Consider the following 19,350-nt stretch of genomic DNA (forward strand, 5'->3'; position numbering starts at 1 on the left):
GGGAAGTCCCCAGGGTGTGCCGCGGGCCGTGAACTCGGGGGAGGGGCCGCCATGGACGCTGCCATGCCCGGGGGACGCGGCAACGGGGCGGCGTTCCTGGGACGGACGGACGAACTCGCAGAGCTGCGCCGGCAGTACGCGCAGGCGGCCGCGGGACGGCCCCGGCTGGTCGTCGTCGAAGGGCCGCCCGGCATCGGCAAGACGGCACTCGTCCGGCGCTTCGTCACCGACACCGCGCGAGGCTGCGTGCTGAGCGCGGCCGGCGAGGAGAACGAGGCGGTGCTGCCGTACGGGGTGCTGACCCAGCTCCTCGGCCGGCCCGTGCACGCCGATCCCCTCACCGCCGGGGCCGCCCTCCTCGAACCCCTCGGCGAACTGCAGCGCGAGCAGCACCCCCTCGTGCTGGTCGTGGACGACGCGCACTGGGCGGACGCACCCTCCCTGCAGGCCCTCACCTTCGCCCTGCGCCGACTCGGCGCCGACCGCGTCCTGTGCCTGCTCGCCCTGCGGGACGTCGACGACCGGAGGCTGCCCGACGGACTGCGCCGGATCCTCACCGACGACACCGCCGTCCGGCTGCGGCTGGGCGGCCTCGCGATACCGGACCTCGTCGGGCTCAGCGCGCGCTACCTGGCCGAGCCGCTGCCGCCGGCCGCCCTCCAGCGGCTGCACACCCACACCCGCGGCAACCCCCTGCACTGCCGGGCCCTGCTCGAAGAGGTGCCCGTGGCCGCGCTGCGGTCCACCGAGGCCACCCTGCCCGCCCCGCAGTCGTACACCCGCCTCGTCCGCGACCGGCTCGCCCGCTGCGGCCCGCCCGCCCGTGAGCTGGTGCGGGCCGCCGCCGTGCTCGGCACCCACTGCACCCTGGCCCGGGCCGCCCGGCTCGCGGAGGTCGCCGAACCGCTGGCCGCCCTCGGCGAGGCCCTGGCCCACGGGCTGCTCCAGGAGCTGCCGTACGACGGGGTGATGGGCATCGCCTTCACCCACCCGCTGGTCCGCGCCGCCGTCTACCACGGGCTGGGCCCGGTACGCCGCACCGCGCTGCACACCGGGGCCGCCGAGGCCGAGGACGACGAGTTCGCACGGCTGCACCACCGGGTGCTCGCCGCGCCGGGCCCCGACGACCGGACGGCGGCCGAGCTCGCCGACTGCGCCCGGCGGCGCGGCGCGGCCGGACGGTGGGTGGAGGCCGCGCCGCTGCTGCGGTACGCGGCCCGGCTGGCCACCCGGCCCGCGGACCGGGGGCGGCTGGACTGCGAGGCCGTCGAGGCCTATCTGTTCGACGGCAGGGAAGAGGAGGCCCGGGGCGTCGCCCGTGCCCTCCCGGAGGCCACCGACGAGGCGTTGCGGTGCTGCGCCCGCGGCCATCTCGCGCTCGTCGCCGGGCACATCACGCAGGCCCGGACGCTGCTGGACGAGGCGTGGCGGCTGCGCACGCCCGGCGCGGACCCCGGACTCGAGGCGCGGATCGCGGAACAGTACGTGATGGTCCACATGATGAGCGGCCGCGCCTCCCCGGTGTGCCAGTGGGCGGAGCGGGCCCGGGACGCCGGCGGCCGGGCCCGCTCCGGAGGGACGCTGCGCTTCGTGCACCTGGCCGCCCTCGCCCACCTGGGCGCCTTCGACGAGGCGTTCCACCTGGCCGAGGGACTGCCCGCGGCCCCCCTCGTCGCGCCGCGGGACATCGAACTCCTCATGGGCCGGGGCGTGTTGTACGCGTACACCGACCGCACCGCCCAGGCGCGCCGCGACCTGGAGCAGGCCGTGGAACTCGCCCGCCACGGGCCCGTGCCCCTGCGGGTGATCGCCCTGGCCCTCCTGGCGAAGGCCGAATACCTCGGCGGAGCATGGGACTTGGCGATGCTGCGCTGGGAGGCGGCGTCCTCGGTCGCCGCGGACCTCGGCCAGCGGTGGATCGCCCCCGTCGTGCACGCCGAGGCCGCGCTCCCGCTCGCCGCCCGGGGCGACTACGACGGTGCCGCGCGGCACCTGCGGCTCGCACGCGGCAACCCCGTGGTCCAGGAGTCCGCGATGGTCGAGGTCTTTGTGACGTACGGCCACGCCTTCCTCGCCTTCGTCCGGGGCGACCACATGGCCGCCGTCAAACTGCTCCGGCTCCTCCTCGCCCACGAGGACCTCGACTTCACGGCGGAGCCGGCCCTGGTCCCGTGGCGGGATCTGCTGGTCGACGCCCTCCTGGCCGCGGGCCGGCCGGACGAGGCCGAGGAGGTGCTGAACGCGTTGGAGCGGCGTGCCGAACACCGCTCGCGCGCCTCCACGCTGGCGGCCGTCTGCCGGATGCGCGGCACGCTGTACGCGGCCCGCCGCGAGCCGAAGCCCGCCCTGGACGCCTTCGCCGAGGCCATCGAGCGCGCCTCCCGCGTCGGCCTGCCCTTCGAACGGGCCCGCACCGAACTCGACTTCGGCGCTTTTCTGCGCCGCGCCGGGCGCCGCACCCCCGCCCTGGAACACCTGCGGGCGGCGCGGACGATCTTCGCGGAGCTGGGTGCCGTGCCCTTCCTGCAGAGCTGCGACCGGGAGCTGGCCGCCTGCGGGGCCGCCTCCGACGGCACCGCCGCACCGTGGGCCCGGGCGCGGCTGACACCGCAGGAACACGCCGTGGCCCAGCTCGCGGCGACCGGACTGACCAACCGTCAGATCGCCCGCGAGCTGGTCCTCAGCGCCAAGACCGTCGAGTACCACCTGAGCCATGCCTACGCCAAGCTGGGCATCCGGTCGCGGGTGGAACTCGTGGGCCGGGTCGGTACTACTGCGGAAGGATCTGGAACGGCTGGCTGAGAGCGAAGGTCGCGCCCGGCTGACTGGTGCCGTACACCACCGAGCCGAACGCCTGGGCGATGCTCCCCGCGTGCGCCTTGAGCGTGGTGTCACTCACGGTGAACGTGAAGCGGCCCGCCAGTCCCGGCCAGTTCGCGTCCAGGAAGTTCCCCTGCACCGTGGCTCCGTTGACGGGGATCGCGCTGCCGTCGCTGAGGTCACGCACGGCGAGTGTCACCGTGTACCGCCCGCCCCCCTGGTGCAGGGCGCCGCCCGCCTCGGCCTCCAGCACGATCTCGGCGTTCTGGCCGGGGTCCAGCGTCACATCCGCGATCTGCGAGCCCGGCTCGCGGCTGAACACCCGTACGATCTGAGCGTCGTTCGGTCCCATGACTACCCCTGATTCCCCTGTTCCGGCCGGCCCCTCCGGCCGTACACGGAACGCTAGGTAACCGGTCAGGCCCCGGACCTCCGGGAAGGCCTAGGGGAAATCCCGGGGGCTGCCGGCGGCGCGGGCTCCTGTGGCAGCTCCCCGAACCGCGCCAGCGCCAACGCCCCCGCCACCGCCACGGCGAACCCCAGCACGGCCAGCCACCCCAACCCCTCCCGCGTACGGTCCCCCAGCCAGACCACGCCCACCAGTGCCGGCCCGACCGTCTCCCCGATCACCATGGCCGCCGTGGCCGTCGTCACCGACCCCCGCTGCAACGCCGACGTCAGCGCCAGAAACGCCGCCCCACCACCCAGCAGCAGCGCGTACGTCGCCGGATTCGCCAGCAGCTCCGGCAGCGCGAGCGAGTCGATCAGCCGTACCGACACCTCCACCACCCCGAACCCGAACCCGGCCGCCAGTCCGAGCACCAGCCCCCGCCCCCGCTCCGGCAGCCGCCCGCCCGCCAGCCCCACGCCCAGCACCGCCAGCGCCACCCCGAGCATCGCGAACCTCAGGGCGTCCGACCCGCCGAGATCCCCCTCCTCCCCCGAGGCGAGCCCGAGCATCGCCAGCCCGGCACACACCACCCCCACCGCGGCCCATTCGCCCCGCCGCAACCGCATACGCAGCAACCGTGCCGAGACCACGGCCGTCACGGCGAGGCTGGACGCCAACGCCGCCCCGACGGCGTAGATGGGAAGCGACCGCAGGGCGACGACCTGCAGCAGAAACCCGAGCCCGTCCAGGGCCAGCCCGGCCAGATACCGCCACTGCCGCAGCGCCCGCAGCAACACCCCCGCCTCGCCGCCGCGGCCTCCCTGCGCGCTCGCCGCCCGCGCGGCCATCGCCTGCAGAACGGTGGCGGTACCGAAACAGACCGCCGCACCAAGCGCACACACCATCCCAATGAGCACAAAGCGACTGTAGGTGAGCGGGAGAAGACCGGCCCCGCCGACAATCGCACTCGCAATGATCTCTAGGCTGTCCGCCGGACAGGAACACCGGATCACCGGACCGGACCCGGATCGCCGGGCAGGAACCGGATCACGGCAACAACCGGATCATCGGGGGAGACACAGATGGCAGACACGCGACGGCGGCTGCGCTCCAGCACGGTCGTACTCGGCGGCATGGGAGTCATAGCCGCGGCCCTGACGTCCTGCGGCTCGGAACCGGACCGCCGCTGCGTCGACCGCGACAGTTACACCTACGAGGGCTACAAGGTCATCGCCGACAAGAACTGCAGTTCCGGCTCCACCACCTCCAGCTCCTCCTACGGCAAGAGCCGCAAGAAGACCGGCTCCGGCAGCAGTTCCGACGCCTCCTGGTACTACGACGCCGATGTCGACGGCGGCCGCGCCGACTACGGCACCTTCAGCCGCAGCGAGGCCGTCGACCGCGGCGGCTTCGGCTGCTCGGGGTCGGGCAGCAGCGGCGGCTGAGCAGGACCCGGACGGATGGAACGCCGCACGATCGAGCCCCGCCCCGGCTGGCAGAAGACCGTCGAGGAACAGGGGCTCATCTACCCCCTCACCCGCCACCCCGACAACTCCCTGCGCCCCTACTGGGACGAGAGCGCCCACTACGTGTTCTCCCTGGCCGAGGTCGAGGGGCTGGAGGAGGTCGTCGAGGAACTCCACGGCATGTGCCTGACGGCGGCCGAGCACATCGTCGCCGAGAACCGTTTCGCCGACCTCGGCATCACCGACCCGCGCGTCGCGGACGCGGTCGCCGAGGCCTGGCGCCGCCGCGCCGAACTCCCCTCCCTCTACGGCCGCTTCGACCTCCGCTACGACGGCACCGGCCCGGCCAAGCTCCTGGAGTACAACGCCGACACCCCGACCTCACTGGTCGAGGCCGCCTCCCCCCAGTGGTTCTGGATGGAGGAACGCTTTCCCGGCGCCGACCAGTGGAACTCCCTCCACGAACGCCTCATCGCGGCCTGGCGGAAGCAGGCCGCCCTGCTTCCGCCCGGCGCCCCGCTCTACTTCGCGTACTCCTCGGCCGACGAGCTCGGCGAGGACATGATGACGGTCGCCTATCTGAAGGAGACCGCGGAACAGGCGGGCCTGGACACCGGCTGGATCTCCATGGAGGAGATCGGCTGGGACCGCCTCTCCGGCCGCTTCGTCGACACCCGGCTCCGGTTCATCCGCAGCTGCTTCAAGCTCTACCCCTGGGAGTGGCTCACCACGGACCGCTTCGCCGACCACGTCCTCGACACCCTGGACAACGGCGGCGGCACGGGCACGACCCTCTGGATCGAACCCGCCTGGAAGATGCTCCTCAGCAACAAGGCCCTCCTCGCCATCCTCTGGGAGCTCCACCCGGACCACCCCAACCTCCTCCCCGCCTATCTCGACGGGCCACGGGAGCTGGCGAGCACCACGGGCTACGTCGCCAAGCCCCTGCTGGGCCGGGAGGGCGCGGGCGTGACGATCCACGAAGCCGGCGCCGAGGCGGTCGTCCGCGAAGAACCCTGCTGCTACCAGCAGTTGGCCCCCCTGCCCGCCTTCGACGGCAACCGCGTCGTCCTCGGCGCGTGGGTGGTCGAGGACGAGGCGGCGGGCCTCGGCATCCGCGAGTCGTCCGGCCTGATCACGGACGAGTACGCGCGCTTCCTGCCGCACGTGATCCTGTAACGGCGGTACGCCGAGAGGGCGTCGGCTCGGCCGGGGCCGATGCTGCCGCCCGGCTCGGCTCCCCCGAACCACCGTCCACGACCCGGGCGGCAGGCCTCCAGCATCGCCCCGGCGTCCCCCGCCCGCTATCCGCTTACGACGGAAACCGCACCCTTTTGTGGATAGCCGGAGCCCCGCCGCAACGTCTGTGACGGCGTCTCCCCGTACACCTGCCGATAGTGCCCGGTGAACCGCCCCAGATGCGCGAACCCCCACTGCAACGCCACATCGGTGACCGTCCCCAGCCCATGCCCGTCCGCGATCGCCAGCAGGTCGCGCCGCGCCAGATCCAGCCGGACGCGCCGCAGATACGCCAGCGGAGTCGTGGCCAGATGCACCCGGAACCCCTCCCTGAGACTCCGCACACTCACCCGTGCCGCCACCGCCATGTCGGCGACGGATATGGGCTCATGCGCATGCTCGGCGCAGAAGTCCGCGGCCCGCCGCACGGCACTGGGCAGCACCGCCGGCCCCCGCCCCGCCACCGCGTCGCTGAGCATGTGCGGCTGGGCGTCCAGCAGCCCGTTCACCAGCAACTGCTCGAAGTGCCCCACCCCCAGCGGTGAGCGCGCCGCCAACTCCGAGTCCGCGAACTCCGCGAACGCCCGCACCACCCGCAACCACGCCCTCACCACCCCCACCCGCGGATCCAGCACCGGCGCGAACCGCACGGGCGCGGACGGCAGTTCACCCAGCCGCACCGCGAGCGCCCGGTCGAGCGTGGCCCGGGGAACGATCAGCACCCGGTTCAGCGTCTCCCCGCTCCACCGCATCGACAGCCGCTGCCCTGGATTGACGACGCTCAGCGCGGACGCCAACGCCACCCCGTCCGCGGTCACGACCCCGTCCCCGGCCAGCGGCACATGGATGTTGTAGAACTCCGGCAGCTCACCGGGCGTGACATCGACCTCCGCCCCGTACCCCAGCTCATACAGCGCCACGCCGCCCTCGTGCACACACCGGAACCGCCCGTCGACCGGATGCTCGTCCAGCACCGTCAGCCGATGCGGCGCGAACCGCGCACTGACCAGCGCGTGCAACTCCTCGACATCACTGCCCCGGAACAGCAGCCCCCGCCCCGCACCGCCGGCTCCACCCATGACGACCATGCCTCTCCGTCACGCATCCTGTGCGGAACGTACCGCCCCCGGCCGGCCGGCGCCTCGGAATCCGTGTGGCCCATCCCGCGGCTATGCAATACGATACGTATCGTCTCGCATGCGCGACCGCATGACTGAAGGTGGCCCGGCAGTCGGCCACCGCACACCAGAGGGAGACCCCGTGGAACACTCCATCGATGCGGCACCCGGCATCCGCCTCTGGGCGGAAGACCACGGCGCCCCCGACGCACCCCCACTCCTCCTGATCATGGGCGCCCAGGCCTCCGGCCTCGGCTGGCCGGACGGACTCGTCGGCCTCCTCGCCACCCACCACCGCGTCATCCGCTACGACCACCGCGACACCGGCCGCTCCACCTGGTCCTACGACGACCAGCCCTACCCCCTCACCACCCTCGCCGACGACGCCCTCGCCGTCCTGGACGGACTCGGCGTCGCACGCGCCCATGTCGTCGGCATGTCGCTGGGCGGCATGCTCACCCAGCTCCTGATCGCCGACCACCCGGACTGCCTGCTCAGTGCGACCCTCATCGGCACGGCCGCACTCAGCGACACCCCGTACCGCCACCCGGACGGCACCCGCACCCCACCCGAGGACCTCCCCGGCATCGACCCCCGCATCCTGGATCTGTGGTCCCAGCCCTGGACCGACGAGGGGCAGGAGGCGGAACTGGTCCGGCGGGTCACCCACTGGCGGCTCCTGTCCGGCGGTCAACTCCTCTTCGACGCCGACTACTTCCGCGCCCTCGACCGCAAGGTCATCGCACACACCGGCCACCACAGGCCCGGCGACGCCCACGGCCGCGCCGACCACTCCGGCATGCTCCGCACCGAACAACTCGCCCGGACCACGGTCCCCACCCTCGTCATCTCGGCCCCCGCCGAACCGGTCTTCCCCCTCCCGCACGCCCACCATCTGGCCCAGACCATCCACGGTGCCCACGTCGTCGAAATCCCCGGCATGGGCCACGCACTCCCGCCCGAGATCCACAAGCCCCTCGCCACGGCGATCCTCGACCACACCGCGCACCGCTGAAGCCGGCACATCCCGCACAGCTGAATCCGGCACATCCCGTACCGCGAAGCCGGCACATCGCGTACCGCTGAAGCGATCGGCGGGCGAACGGCCGACTCACCCCCCGAGCACACCCCGCAACTGGGCGAGCCCCCAGTCCAGATCCTCCTTCCCGATCACCAGGGGCGGCGCGATCCGGATCGTCGCCCCCTGGGTGTCCTTCACCAGCACACCCCGCTCCATCAGCTTCTCGGACACCTCCCGCCCGGTGCCGTACGTCCGGGCGATGTCGATCCCCGCCCACAGCCCGCGCCCGCGCACCCCCGTCACCCGCCCGGACCCGGTCAACGCCCCCAGCTCCCGGTGCAGATGCTCGCCCAGCTCCGCCGCCCGCGCCTGGAACTCACCCGTCCGCAGCATCGCGATCACCTCCAGCGCCACCGCACAGGCCAGCGGATTCCCGCCGAAGGTCGACCCGTGCTCCCCGGGCCGGAACACCCCGAGCACCGCGGCGCTGGACACCACCGCCGACACCGGAACGACCCCGCCCCCGAGCGCCTTCCCGAGCACATACATGTCCGGCACCACGCCCTCGTGCTCGCACGCGAAGGTACGACCCGTGCGCCCCAGCCCCGACTGGATCTCGTCCGCCACGAAGAGCACGTTCCGCTCCCGCGTCAGCTCCCGCACCGCCGGCAGATAGCCCTCCGGGGGAACCAGAACCCCCGCCTCGCCCTGGATCGGCTCCAGCAGCACAGCCACCGTGTTCTCCGTCAACGCCTCCCGCATCGCCGTCAGATCCCCGTACGGCACGATCTCGAAGCCCGGCGTGTACGGCCCGAAGTCCGCCCGTGCCTCCGGATCGGTGGAGAAGCTGATGATCGTCGTCGTACGGCCGTGGAAGTTGTTCCCCGCGACCACGACCTTCGCCATCTCCGCCGGCACGCCCTTGACCCGGTACCCCCACTTCCGGGCGGTCTTCACCGCCGTCTCCACCGCCTCCGACCCCGTGTTCATCGGCAGCACCATCTCCATCCCGCACAGCTCGGCGAGCTGCTCGCAGAACGCGGCGAACCGGTCGTGATGAAACGCCCGCGACGTCAGCGTCACCCGCTCCAACTGCGCCTTCGCCGCCTCCAGGATCCGTCGGTTGCCGTGCCCGAAGTTGAGCGCCGAATACCCGGCCAGCAGATCCAGATACCGCCGCCCCTCCACATCCGTCATCCAGGCCCCGTCCGCCGTCGCCACCACGACCGGCAACGGGTGATAGGTGTGCGCGCTGTGCGCGTCGGCCGCGGCGATCAGGGATTCGGTCGTGCTCGACGTACTCACGGGGCTCTCCGTTTCCGCCACCACGAGGGCTCGCGCTCAGCCGGACGCGAGGCTCGCGGTCACTGTCCATTTCTGGCCGTTCGAGTGTTTTGCGGCCCCTTCCTATCGTTGCTCGCATGGTGGACGCGGGACCATGCGCCGTCGGCGCGCCCGGTAGGCTGATCGACGGGCCGTGACTGGCGCGCTGGGATGGGACCGACCATCGGGGAGCGGCCCACTGGACCCCGTTGTCCAGCACCGAGTGCCGTGCGCCTGGGCCATACCGTGAACGCTGCAGACGACGTCCGGAGGTCCCCATGTCAGCCGAGTCCCTCTCCACCGAGTCCACCGCCTTCCGTTCCGCTCTCGACGTGATCCGCGCCGTCGAGCCGCGCGTGGCCGACGCCATCGGCCAGGAGGTCGCCGACCAGCGCGAGATGCTCAAACTGATCGCCTCCGAGAACTACGCCTCCCCGGCCACCCTCCTGGCGATGGGCAACTGGTTCAGCGACAAGTACGCCGAGGGCACCGTCGGCCGCCGCTTCTACGCCGGCTGTCGCAATGTCGACACCGTCGAGTCCCTCGCCGCCGAGCACGCCAAGGAGCTCTTCGGCGCCCGCCACGCCTACGTCCAGCCGCACTCCGGCATCGACGCCAACCTCGTCGCCTTCTGGGCCGTCCTCGCCGCCCGCGTCGAGGCCCCCGCCCTGGAGAAGGCCGGCGCCCGCCAGGTCAACGACCTCTCCGAGGCCGACTGGGCCGAGCTCCGCCAGGCCTTCGGCAACCAGCGCATGCTCGGCATGTCCCTGGACGCCGGCGGCCACCTCACCCACGGCTTCCGCCCGAACATCTCCGGCAAGATGTTCGACCAGCGCTCCTACGGCACCGACCCCGCCACGGGCCTGATCGACTACGACGCCCTGCGCGCCTCCGCCCGCGAGTTCAAGCCGCTGATCATCGTCGCGGGCTACTCCGCCTACCCCCGTCTCGTGAACTTCCGGATCATGCGCGAGATCGCCGACGAGGTCGGCGCCACGCTCATGGTCGACATGGCCCACTTCGCCGGTCTCGTCGCCGGCAAGGTCCTCACCGGCGACTTCGACCCGGTCCCGCACGCCCAGATCGTCACCACCACCACCCACAAGTCGCTGCGCGGCCCGCGCGGCGGCATGGTCCTGTGCGACGACTCCCTCAAGGACCAGGTCGACCGCGGCTGCCCGATGGTCCTCGGCGGCCCGCTCCCGCACGTCATGGCCGCCAAGGCCGTCGCCCTCGCCGAGGCCCGTCAGCCCTCCTTCCAGGACTACGCCCAGCGCATCGTCGACAACTCCCGCGCGCTCGCCGAGGGCCTGATGCGCCGGGGCGCGACCCTCGTGACCGGCGGCACCGACAACCACCTGAACCTCATCGACGTCGCCTCCTCCTACGGCCTCACCGGCCGACAGGCAGAGGCCGCGCTCCTCGAGTCCGGCATCGTCACCAACCGCAACGCCATCCCCGCCGACCCGAACGGCGCCTGGTACACCTCCGGTATCCGCATCGGCACCCCCGCCCTGACCACCCGTGGCCTGGGCACCGCCGAGATGGACGAGGTCGCCGCCCTCATCGACCGCGTCCTCACCACCACCGAGGCCGGCACCACCAAGTCGGGCGCCCCTTCCAAGGCCGCTCACGTCCTCGACCCGAAGATCGCCGACGAGATCTCCCACCGCGCCACCGACCTCGTGGCCGGCTTCCCGCTGTACCCGGAGGTCGACCTGGGCTGAGGCCTGGGGAGACGCCGAGGGTGGGTGTCGAGGTTGAGGGCGGGGGCTGATGCCGAGCGGCGGCGGCCATGGGTGATGTCAATGGCCGATGCCAGGGCTGAGGCCTGGGGCCGACGCCGAGGCTGACGCCAAGCGGCGGCGCCGGGGCTGAGGCAGGGCTGACGCCCACGGGCGACGCCAGGGCTTTGGCTGACGCCGACCGACGCCGATGGGGTTTGGCCAGGGCTCATGGCAGGGCTCAGGCCGAGGGGCGGGCTTTCGGCGGGGCCGTGAACCGAGGGTCTTCAACCCGGCCAGAGCACCCACGCCCCTCACCCTCACCCGTCCAGGTCGATCAACACCTGTCGTGGCTCCTCCCGCGGCGGTCCGGCTCCCGGCCGGGCCGCCGCGCGGCGTATCAGCAGCGTGCCGCCGATGCCAGTCGCGAACCCGGCGGCCAGCCCGGCCACCGCCCACCCGGCGTCGTCCAGCGTGAAGCCGGGCCGTGCCCCTGCGGTCGCGTTCGCGACGAGCCCGTCCTCCGGCTCACCGAGCAGCCTCGCCAGGTCCAGCCGCTCGAAGACGGAGCGCGGCGCCCGGTGCCAGCGGATGTCGTCGTCCTCCACCTCCGGCGCGAGATCCGACCGCACCCATGGGGTGCCGTCCTGCGCCACGAAGAGCTGGTCCTGCCGCTGGATGGCCACGTCCCCTCCGGGAGGCCGGTCCGTCTGCGGCCAGCCACCGATTCCCGTCAGCCCCCAGACCACCGTGATCCGCATCGGTGGGTGACGGCCCTCTGCCCAGTCCTCCGACACCCGTTCCGTCCCGACGTACGTCGGCTGCAACAGCTGCCACAGGCGGGCGAAGGCCGGTTCGCCGGAGCGCAACGCCGCCGTCCGTCCCGTCCCGCCCGCGACGACCACCGCCACGTCCGGGACGTCCCGGCCCTGCGACGGCGCGGCCGCCGCGGTCGTCAGGGTCCCTGACAGCCCAGACAGGACCAGCGCAGCCGACATCGGCACGAGCAGGGTGAGCCTTGCCCCTCCCTCTCTGATCCACCTTCGGCCTCGTGCCCTCATCCGTCCCCCTCCACGTCTGATCAGCCCCATCACGTCCCATACCGGCCACCCCGGATCACCCCGGCGCCGGCCCACCTCAGCCGTCAGCCGACGGCGCCCTGCATCGGCTCCGCGAGCCAGCCCTCACACGTCTCGCAGTTCCTGCCTCGGCCCTGGCTCACCCCGCCGCAGACGGTCCATCGGCAGGCGCGCGACGTATGGGCGCAGGATCAGCGCCAGCACCGCCCCGGCTGCCGCGCCCGGCAGTGCCCACCACCAGTCCGTGGGGTGGCCCGACCGCGTCGCTCGGGCCGGGGTGGCCTCGGTCGCCTCGGCTGCCTCGGTCGCTTCGGCTGCCTTGGCCGCCGTGTCGGCCGAGGCCTTGCCCATCAGGCCCAGCCCCTTGAGCAGGGCGCGCAGCTCAGTCGGATGATCGGCGCGGTGCCAGCTGCCGTTCGTCGGCCTGTCCAGGTCGGACGCGGTGCGTATCCAGACGTCCCGGCCGTCGTCGACGGGGAAGATCTGGTCGAGGCGCCAAGGCGTCACGTCGTGGGCCATCCAGGTGACGTTGACTTGGCGGGCTGCCGCCAAGTCGGCCTCGGACGGCTTCTCACGTGTGCCCGTGCTCCGTGAGTCCAGTAGCTGCCCCAGTTCGCCGTAGTCCTTGTCGGAGTAGTACAGCGAGGCCGTCTCCATGCTCTCCGGGGAGACCAGAAGCACGCTCGTCGGTCCTCCGGCCGAGGCGGGTGCCGCGCCCCAGACCAGGAGGGCGAGCGTTGCCGTCAACGTCCCTGTCAACGCCGCCAGTTCACGACACCACCGGTCTCCCCAGCGGCCGACCACATGTCCGCCCATCCGAACCCCCAAGCCGAGCGATCTCCGTGCGGCCCGTCCCCGAGCCGCATGTCACTTCTGGTACACCGCCCGACCCGACTGGGTTCCCATCCCCGAGCCACCATTTCCGGACCGGCTGCTCTGAGGGGTCTGTTGGGTGTTCCGCGGGCTCTGCCAACTTTCCGCAGGTCCTTCCGACACCTCGGACTACTTCGATGCCGCCTCGGACGGCCTCTCGAGCGACCGTGCGATCTCCACCGCCCGCTCCTTCGACGCCACCCCTTCCAGGCGCAGCGTCACGGTCCCGTCCCCGGTCCCGCGGGTCCACAGCAAGGTGGGCCCGGCAGTGCGCTCCTCACGCGTGTAGCGCTCCCCGCTCGCGTCCACCAGCCAGAACGTCAGCAGGTGCGGCCGGGCGAACCACAGGGCCGGGTCGGGTGAGCCACTCTCCGAGGTGTCCGTGCCCAACGAGAGCCATTCCGGCTGTTCGCGCACGGTCTTGGCGAAGCCGATGTCCAGGCTCGCCCGGCGCTCGTCCAGCCGTATGGTGCGCCCGTCCTCCCGCCAGCACAGGCTGACCGAGAACCGCCCCTTTGGCTCGCCCGTCACCGCAGCCGTGTCCGGCATGCCGAGTTTCGCGGGCACCAGCGGCTCGAAGCCGGCCCGGCGTTCGGCGTCGGCCGGCGACACCGAGTCGCCGCAGCCGGGGACCTCGGCACCGTGTGAGGGGACCGCCGACGGGTCGTAGCGCACCTCGACTCCCGCGAAGCCGAACCAGTCGAAGACCGCCGCCCGCACCGGGGGCGTGAGCACGAGCACCGTCAGCAGGCCGCACAGCGCCGCGGTCAGGGAACGCCACCGCACCCGCGTCCAGCGTCGTACCGCCCGCAGCCGGTCGGCGGCACCCGGCGGCTCGGCCACCGGAACAGGCACCTGCTCGGCGAGTATCTGTCCGAGCACCCGCTCGACCATCGTCTCGGCGCCGGCCGCCGCGCCGGGCGTGTCCAGCGAGCGGCCGAGCGCCCGCAGCTCCTCGGGCAGCCGCGCGGCGTCCGAACGCCGACCGCGATCACCGGTCCCGCCTTCGCCGCCATACCGCCCGGCGCCTCCGGCGCCCGCGCCGCCGTCACGCCATCCGTTCCGATCAGCGCCTCGACGGTTCCAGGTGCCGTCACGCTCGTCAGCGCGCGGCCTGTCACCGTCGTACGCACGCGGCCTGTCACCGTCGTACGCCCCACGCCCGTGACCGTCGTACGCCCCCGGCGCCCGACCGCCGGACGAAGGCCCTCCGTGACCGTCGGACGAAGCCCGCCCGTGACCGTCGCCGTCGGACGAAGCCTGCCCGTGACCGTCGCCGTCGGACGAAGCCCGACCGGCGTCGTACGGAGCCCGTCCGTCGCCGTCATACGGCATCCCACCGTCACCCATGCTCATCACCTCCCTCCCGAGGCTGAAAATCCGGCAGTAGCCGCCCCAGCTTTCGTAGCGCGCGGTTCAGCCGGGATTTCACCGTGCCCCGGGGCCAGCCCAGGGCCTGGGCCGTCTCGGACTCGTCCATCTCCAGGAGATAGCGGTAGGTGACGACCAGGCGGTGCTCCTCGCTCAGCTTCTCCAGGGCGGCCTGGAGTGCGGCCCGGCGCTCTATCTCCAGCGCTGCCACCGCCGGGTCCGCCGATTCCGGTATCAGCGGCTCCGCCTCCACGAACGCCGCCTCGCGCCCGGCGAGGGTGCGCTGGCGGGCCGCCGTACGCACTGTGTTCCTCGTCTCATTGGCGACGATCGCCAGCAGCCACGGCTTGAACGCCGCACCGTCCTTGAACCGGCCCAGCGAGCAGTACGCCTTGACGAAGGCTTGCTGCACCACGTCCTCCGCGTCCGCACCCGCCCCGAGTGCCGCGGCCGCTCTGAGCGCGATGCCCGTATGGGCCCGCACCAGCTGCGCGTACGCCTCCGGCTCCCCGGCGCGTACGCGTGCGATCACCGCGGCCTCATCGACGATGCGGCCCCCCTCCCGCGTCCTCACACCTTTGTTACACCGCCGGGGACGGATCGGTTCCCATCTGTTTCCGACCAGTTCCGGACCGGCCCCCGAGACCTGAGAGAATGGTGAGCATGGCCTCTGATCGACCCCGCGTGCTCTCCGGAATCCAGCCCACCGCAGGCTCGTTCCACCTCGGCAACTACCTCGGCGCCGTCCGCCAGTGGGTGGCTCTGCAGGAGACCCACGACGCGTTCTACATGGTCGTCGACCTGCACGCGATCACGGTCCCGCAGGACCCGGCCGAGCTGCGCGCCAACACCCGCCTCGCCGCCGCCCAGCTCCTCGCGGCCGGGCTCGACCCCGAGCGCTGCACGCTCTTCGTCCAGAGCCATGTCCCCGAGCACGCCCAGCTCGCCTGGATCATGAACTGCCTCACCGGCTTCGGCGAGGCGTCCCGCATGACCCAGTTCAAGGACAAGTCCGCCAAGCAGGGCGCGGACCGAGCCTCGGTCGGCCTGTTCACGTACCCGATCCTGCAGGTCGCGGACATCCTGCTGTACCAGGCCAACGAGGTCCCGGTCGGCGAGGACCAGCGCCAGCACATCGAGCTCACCCGTGATCTCGCCGAGCGTTTCAACGGCCGGTTCGGCGCGACCTTCACCATCCCGAAGCCGTACATCCTCAAGGAGACGGCGAAGATCTACGACCTTCAGGACCCGTCGATCAAGATGAGCAAGTCGGCGTCCACGCCGAAGGGCCTCATCAACCTCCTCGACGAGCCCAAGGCCACCGCCAAGAAGGTCAAGAGCGCCGTCACCGACACCGACACCGTCATCCGCTACGACGCCGCGAACAAGCCCGGCGTCAGCAACCTGCTCACCATCTACTCGACCCTCACGGGGACGGGAATCGCGGAACTGGAGCAGAAGTACGAGGGCAAGGGCTACGGTGCGCTCAAGACGGACCTCGCCGAGGTCATGGTCGAGTTCGTGACGCCCTTCAGGGAGCGCACCCAGCAGTATCTGGACGACCCGGAGACCCTGGACTCGATCCTGGCCAAGGGCGCGGAGAAGGCGCGTGCCGTCGCCGCGGAGACGCTCTCCCAGGCGTACGACAAGGTGGGCTTCCTGCCCGCCAAGCACTGAGCCCGTCCCACGGCTCACGGCCGGAACACGGCCGTACCACCGCACAGCGCTGCACATCACTACGGTTGCGCCTGCCCGCAGCACAGCCGGGGCCGTACAGTCGATAGCCGAGTGGCCGCATCAGCGGTCACTCACGCTCACCAACCGGGCATGAGCTCATCACAGAACGGGCTCACAACAGGACGAGCTCCTCGCGACGGACGGGCTCACCGACATGACGACAGGAGACGACGTGGGGACCGTAACGATCGGTGTGTCGATCGCGGTCCCGGAGCCTCACGGCAGCCTGCTCCAGGAGCGGCGCGCGGGCTTCGGCGACGCCGCTGCTCACGGCATCCCCACGCATGTCACGCTGCTGCCGCCGACAGAGGTCGACGCTTCGCTGCTGCCCGCGATCGAGGCACATCTCGTCGAGGTCGCGGCCGCCGGCCGCCCCTTCCCGATGCGGCTGTCCGGCACCGGCACCTTCCGGCCCCTCTCGCCGGTCGTCTTCGTCCAGGTCGTCGAGGGCGCCGAGGCCTGCACGTGGTTGCAGAAGCAGGTCCGCGACGCCTCCGGGCCCGTCGCGCGCGAACTGCAGTTCCCGTACCACCCGCATGTCACGGTCGCGCACGGCATCGACGACGCGTCGATGGACCGCGCCTTCGAGGAACTCGCCGACTACGAGGCCGGCTGGCCCTGCACCGGCTTCGCCCTCTACGAACAGGGCGCCGACGGCGTGTGGCGCAGGCTGAGGGACTTCGTCTTCGGGGGGCCGGTGGTGCCGCCGCAGCCGGGGCACGCGGAGCGCGGGTCCATTCCCGCGAGTTAGCTCCGCAGGTAGGGCCGCGACCACGGAAGTGCCGTGATGTGTCCTCGGTCCTCGGTCCCCGGTCGTCTGCGGCACGCGCGCGTGGATGCTTACGACGCGCCCCGAGCCCTAGATCGGCAGTCGCCGGAACGCCACCCGAGGCACATGCCGCAGGGCCGACATCACGACCCTGAGCGCGCCCGGCACCCACACCGTCTCCGAGCGCCGTCGCAGGCCCAGTTCGATCGCCGTCGCCACCGCCTCGGGAGTGGTCGCCAGCGGGGCCTCCTCCAGGCCGGCGGTCATCTTGGACCGTACGAATCCGGGGCGTACGACCATCACGTGGACGCCGGTGCCGTGCAGCGCGTCGCCCAGGCCCTGGCAGAAGACGTCCAGGCCGGCCTTGCTGGAGCCGTAGATGAAGTTGGCGCGGCGGGCCCGCTCGCCGGCGACGGAGGACAGGACGACGAGCGAGCCGTGACCCTGGGACTGGAGTGCGCTCGCGCTGACCAGGCTCGCCGACACGGCGCCCGTGTAGTTGGTCTGGGCGACCCGCACGGCGTTCAGCGGCGCGCGCTCGTCACGTGCCTGGTCGCCGAGGACTCCGAAGGCGAGCAGCACCATGTCGATGTCGCCCTCCGCGAAGACCTTGCCGAGCACCGTCTCGTGGGACTCGGGGTCCAGCGCGTCGAAGGCCACGGTGCGCACGTCCGCCCCCAGGGCGCGCAGGTCGGCGGCGGACCGCTCCAGGGCGTGCGACGGGCGGCCCGCCAGCCAGACCGTGCGGGTACGGCGCGCGATCAGGCGGCGCGTGGTGGCCAGCGCGATCTCGGACGTACCGCCGAGGACGAGCAGGGACTGGGGGATGCCGAAGGCGTCCTTCACGACAGCTCCTAGAGATCTGAGAGTCCGAGAAACCTGAGAGTCCGAGGGACCTGAGAGTCCGAGAGACCTGATGGCGGGTGTTGCGGGCGAGGCGGCCGGGTTCTACAGGCCGAGGCGGCGGGCCAGGTCCGACACGAACACCCCGTGCGGGTCGATCTCGGCGCGCAGGGCGCGGAAGTCGGCCACACGCGGGTACATCGCGGCGAGCAGCTCGGGCCGCAGCCGGGCGTCCTTGGCCAGATAGACACGTCCGCCGGCCGCGGCCACCTCCTCGTCCAGCGCGTCGAGGAGGGCGCCGAGGCCGGGCAGACCGGCCGGGATGTCCAGAGCGAGCGTCCAGCCGGGCAGGGGGAAGGAGAGCCAGCCCGGGTCGGCCTCCCCGAAGCGCTTGAGGACGGCCAGGAAGGACGGGCAGCGGTGCTCGCAGACGCGCCGCACGATCCGGCGCAGTGTGTCCTCCTGGCCGCGTCCGACGACGAACTGGTACTGCACGAAGCCGCCCCGGCCGTAGATCCGGTTCCAGTGGGGCACGCCGTCCAGCGGGTGGAAGAAGGAGGTGAGCTTCTGCAGTTCGCCGGTACGCGCGCGTGGGGCTGTGCGATACCAGAGGTCGTTGAACCAGCTCACCGTACGGCGGCTCAGCAGCCCCTCCGGAAGGAAGGCGGGCGCGGCAGGGAGGCGGGAGGGGTTGAAGGCGAGCGGGTCTCTACGCGCGCGCGTGCCTTCGCGCAGCGCCTCCAGGGGTGCGTGGTCGCCGCGCGTGAGGACCGCACGCCCCATCTCCGCGCCGCGTGCCAGCAGGTCGATCCACGCGACCGAGTAGCGGTAGTGGTCGTCGGTGGCGACCAGGCGGGCCATCAGGTCGTCCAGGTCCCGCGCGCGCTCCGTGTCGACCGACATCAGTGACGTTTCCACCGGCTGGAGCTGGACCGTCGCGGTCAGGATCACGCCGGTCAGGCCCATGCCGCCGGTGGTCGCGTCGAACAGGGGGGTGCCGCGGCGGACCATGCGGATCCCGCCGTCGGCGGTCAGGAGTTCCAGCGACAGGACATGGCGGGAGAAGGTGCCCGAGACGTGGTGGTTCTTGCCGTGGATGTCGGCCCCGATCGCGCCGCCGACCGTCACATGGCGGGTGCCGGGGGTCACCGGCACGAACCAGCCGAGCGGGAGCAGCACCTCCATGAGCCGGTGCAGCGAGACTCCCGCGTCGCACAGCACGGTGCCGCCGTCGGCGTCGATCGCGTGGATGCGGTCCAGGCCCGTCATGTCGAACACCGCGCCCCCGGCGTTCTGCGCCGCGTCCCCGTACGCCCGCCCCAGGCCCCTGGGGATGCCTCCGCGGGCCCCGCAGTCCCGGACGGCGGCCGCGGCCTCCTCGTAGGTCCGTGGGCGGATCAGACGGGCGGTGGTGGGGGCGGTGCGGCCCCATCCCGTGACGGAGACGGTGTCGGCAGGCATGTCGGCGACCGTAGCGCCCATTTATGGGCGGTCAGTTCTGAAACATTCCTTCTCTCCCCAAAATGGGTGATTAATGGGATGTCGTTCAATATTGCCGTAGTTCTTACGTCGGTGA

At 72.1% G+C, this 19,350-nt stretch carries 17 protein-coding genes and 1 riboswitch; of the genes, 7 read left to right on the plus strand and 10 right to left on the minus strand.

Annotated features, from left to right (window positions below; all coding sequences use genetic code 11):
* Window positions 1-51: 51 nt before the first annotated feature.
* Entirely contained in the window at window positions 52-2,802 is a 2,751-nt protein-coding gene (locus EJ357_RS28560) for an ATP-binding protein (RefSeq protein ID WP_126394399.1), read from the plus strand.
* On the opposite strand, the gene EJ357_RS28565 is transcribed toward EJ357_RS28560, so the two are convergent.
* Complete coding sequence (locus EJ357_RS28565; protein WP_126394400.1) at window positions 2,771-3,172, minus strand: hypothetical protein; 402 nt, start codon at window positions 3,170-3,172, stop codon at window positions 2,771-2,773. The two genes, EJ357_RS28560 and EJ357_RS28565, sit on opposite strands and share 32 nt — an antisense overlap.
* Before the next feature lie 65 nt (window positions 3,173-3,237).
* On the minus strand, window positions 3,238-4,116 hold the full coding sequence (locus EJ357_RS28570; RefSeq protein WP_126400138.1) for a hypothetical protein: 879 nt from the start codon (window positions 4,114-4,116) through the stop codon (window positions 3,238-3,240).
* A 177-nt stretch (window positions 4,117-4,293) separates the two neighbouring features.
* Here EJ357_RS28570 and EJ357_RS28575 point away from each other — a divergent pair, with 177 nt between their 5' ends.
* Entirely contained in the window at window positions 4,294-4,656 is a 363-nt protein-coding gene (locus tag EJ357_RS28575; protein ID WP_126394401.1) for a hypothetical protein, read from the plus strand.
* A 15-nt stretch (window positions 4,657-4,671) separates the two neighbouring features.
* Complete coding sequence (locus tag EJ357_RS28580) at window positions 4,672-5,856, plus strand: glutathionylspermidine synthase family protein (RefSeq protein WP_126394402.1); 1,185 nt, start codon at window positions 4,672-4,674, stop codon at window positions 5,854-5,856.
* A 125-nt stretch (window positions 5,857-5,981) separates the two neighbouring features.
* On the opposite strand, the gene EJ357_RS28585 is transcribed toward EJ357_RS28580, so the two are convergent.
* A complete protein-coding gene (locus EJ357_RS28585; protein WP_126394403.1) occupies window positions 5,982-7,004 on the minus strand; it encodes an AraC family transcriptional regulator in 1,023 nt (340 codons plus the stop codon).
* A gap of 172 nt (window positions 7,005-7,176) precedes the next feature.
* Here EJ357_RS28585 and EJ357_RS28590 point away from each other — a divergent pair, with 172 nt between their 5' ends.
* Window positions 7,177-8,049: an alpha/beta fold hydrolase gene (locus EJ357_RS28590; RefSeq protein WP_126394404.1), complete on the plus strand. Its 873-nt coding sequence runs from the start codon at window positions 7,177-7,179 to the stop codon at window positions 8,047-8,049.
* A 96-nt stretch (window positions 8,050-8,145) separates the two neighbouring features.
* Here the strand turns inward: EJ357_RS28590 and rocD are convergent, their stop codons facing one another.
* Window positions 8,146-9,360 (minus strand): ornithine--oxo-acid transaminase, encoded by a 1,215-nt coding sequence (rocD, locus tag EJ357_RS28595; protein WP_126394405.1) that lies wholly within the window; start codon window positions 9,358-9,360, stop codon window positions 8,146-8,148.
* Window positions 9,361-9,522: 162 nt separating this feature from the next.
* Window positions 9,523-9,625, plus strand: a riboswitch (ZMP/ZTP riboswitch).
* Between the two features lie 31 nt (window positions 9,626-9,656).
* Between rocD and EJ357_RS28600 the strand changes: the two genes are divergently transcribed.
* The gene (locus EJ357_RS28600; RefSeq protein WP_126394406.1) at window positions 9,657-11,105 is read left to right on the plus strand and encodes a glycine hydroxymethyltransferase; all 1,449 of its coding nucleotides are present in this window, start codon (window positions 9,657-9,659) and stop codon (window positions 11,103-11,105) included.
* 317 nt (window positions 11,106-11,422) lie between these two features.
* Here EJ357_RS28600 and EJ357_RS28605 read toward each other — a convergent pair whose 3' ends face one another.
* From EJ357_RS28605 to EJ357_RS28620, 4 genes are all read right to left on the minus strand, one after another.
* Window positions 11,423-12,100 carry a hypothetical protein gene (locus tag EJ357_RS28605; RefSeq protein ID WP_228472630.1) on the minus strand — a complete coding sequence of 226 codons (678 nt, stop codon included), beginning with the start codon at window positions 12,098-12,100 and terminating at the stop codon, window positions 11,423-11,425.
* 186 nt (window positions 12,101-12,286) lie between these two features.
* Window positions 12,287-12,940 carry a hypothetical protein gene (locus tag EJ357_RS28610; RefSeq protein ID WP_228472631.1) on the minus strand — a complete coding sequence of 218 codons (654 nt, stop codon included), beginning with the start codon at window positions 12,938-12,940 and terminating at the stop codon, window positions 12,287-12,289.
* 243 nt (window positions 12,941-13,183) lie between these two features.
* Window positions 13,184-14,017, minus strand: coding sequence for a hypothetical protein (locus tag EJ357_RS28615; protein ID WP_126400146.1), 834 nt, complete (start codon window positions 14,015-14,017; stop codon window positions 13,184-13,186).
* A 379-nt stretch (window positions 14,018-14,396) separates the two neighbouring features.
* A complete protein-coding gene (locus EJ357_RS28620; protein WP_175647553.1) occupies window positions 14,397-14,999 on the minus strand; it encodes an RNA polymerase sigma factor in 603 nt (200 codons plus the stop codon).
* 89 nt (window positions 15,000-15,088) lie between these two features.
* Here EJ357_RS28620 and trpS point away from each other — a divergent pair, with 89 nt between their 5' ends.
* Both trpS and EJ357_RS28630 read left to right on the plus strand, forming a co-directional pair.
* Window positions 15,089-16,102: a tryptophan--tRNA ligase gene (gene trpS, locus EJ357_RS28625; RefSeq protein WP_126394408.1), complete on the plus strand. Its 1,014-nt coding sequence runs from the start codon at window positions 15,089-15,091 to the stop codon at window positions 16,100-16,102.
* 232 nt (window positions 16,103-16,334) lie between these two features.
* On the plus strand, window positions 16,335-16,913 hold the full coding sequence (locus tag EJ357_RS28630; protein WP_126394409.1) for a 2'-5' RNA ligase family protein: 579 nt from the start codon (window positions 16,335-16,337) through the stop codon (window positions 16,911-16,913).
* 108 nt (window positions 16,914-17,021) lie between these two features.
* Here EJ357_RS28630 and EJ357_RS28635 read toward each other — a convergent pair whose 3' ends face one another.
* Both EJ357_RS28635 and EJ357_RS28640 read right to left on the minus strand, forming a co-directional pair.
* Window positions 17,022-17,777, minus strand: a complete 756-nt coding sequence (locus tag EJ357_RS28635) for a decaprenylphospho-beta-D-erythro-pentofuranosid-2-ulose 2-reductase (protein WP_126394410.1) — start codon at window positions 17,775-17,777, stop codon at window positions 17,022-17,024.
* A gap of 102 nt (window positions 17,778-17,879) precedes the next feature.
* Window positions 17,880-19,235 (minus strand): FAD-binding protein, encoded by a 1,356-nt coding sequence (locus tag EJ357_RS28640; protein WP_126394411.1) that lies wholly within the window; start codon window positions 19,233-19,235, stop codon window positions 17,880-17,882.
* Between the last annotated feature and the right edge of the window lie 115 nt (window positions 19,236-19,350).

The sequence above is a fragment of the Streptomyces cyaneochromogenes genome (assembly GCF_003963535.1).
Classification (GTDB): Bacteria; Actinomycetota; Actinomycetes; order Streptomycetales; family Streptomycetaceae; genus Streptomyces; species Streptomyces shaanxiensis.

Excerpts from the sequence above, each read along its gene's own strand:
- EJ357_RS28560 (WP_126394399.1), top strand. The coding sequence starts at position 52 with ATGGACGCTGCCATGCCCGGGGGACGCGGCAACGGGGCGGCGTTCCTG.
- EJ357_RS28565 (WP_126394400.1), bottom strand. The coding sequence starts at position 3,172 with ATGGGACCGAACGACGCTCAGATCGTACGGGTGTTCAGCCGCGAGCCG.
- EJ357_RS28570 (WP_126400138.1), bottom strand. The coding sequence starts at position 4,116 with ATGGTGTGTGCGCTTGGTGCGGCGGTCTGTTTCGGTACCGCCACCGTT.
- EJ357_RS28575 (WP_126394401.1), top strand. The coding sequence starts at position 4,294 with ATGGCAGACACGCGACGGCGGCTGCGCTCCAGCACGGTCGTACTCGGC.
- EJ357_RS28580 (WP_126394402.1), top strand. The coding sequence starts at position 4,672 with ATGGAACGCCGCACGATCGAGCCCCGCCCCGGCTGGCAGAAGACCGTC.
- EJ357_RS28585 (WP_126394403.1), bottom strand. The coding sequence starts at position 7,004 with ATGGTCGTCATGGGTGGAGCCGGCGGTGCGGGGCGGGGGCTGCTGTTC.
- EJ357_RS28600 (WP_126394406.1), top strand. The coding sequence starts at position 9,657 with ATGTCAGCCGAGTCCCTCTCCACCGAGTCCACCGCCTTCCGTTCCGCT.
- EJ357_RS28605 (WP_228472630.1), bottom strand. The coding sequence starts at position 12,100 with ATGTCGGCTGCGCTGGTCCTGTCTGGGCTGTCAGGGACCCTGACGACC.
- trpS (WP_126394408.1), top strand. The coding sequence starts at position 15,089 with ATGGCCTCTGATCGACCCCGCGTGCTCTCCGGAATCCAGCCCACCGCA.
- EJ357_RS28640 (WP_126394411.1), bottom strand. The coding sequence starts at position 19,235 with ATGCCTGCCGACACCGTCTCCGTCACGGGATGGGGCCGCACCGCCCCC.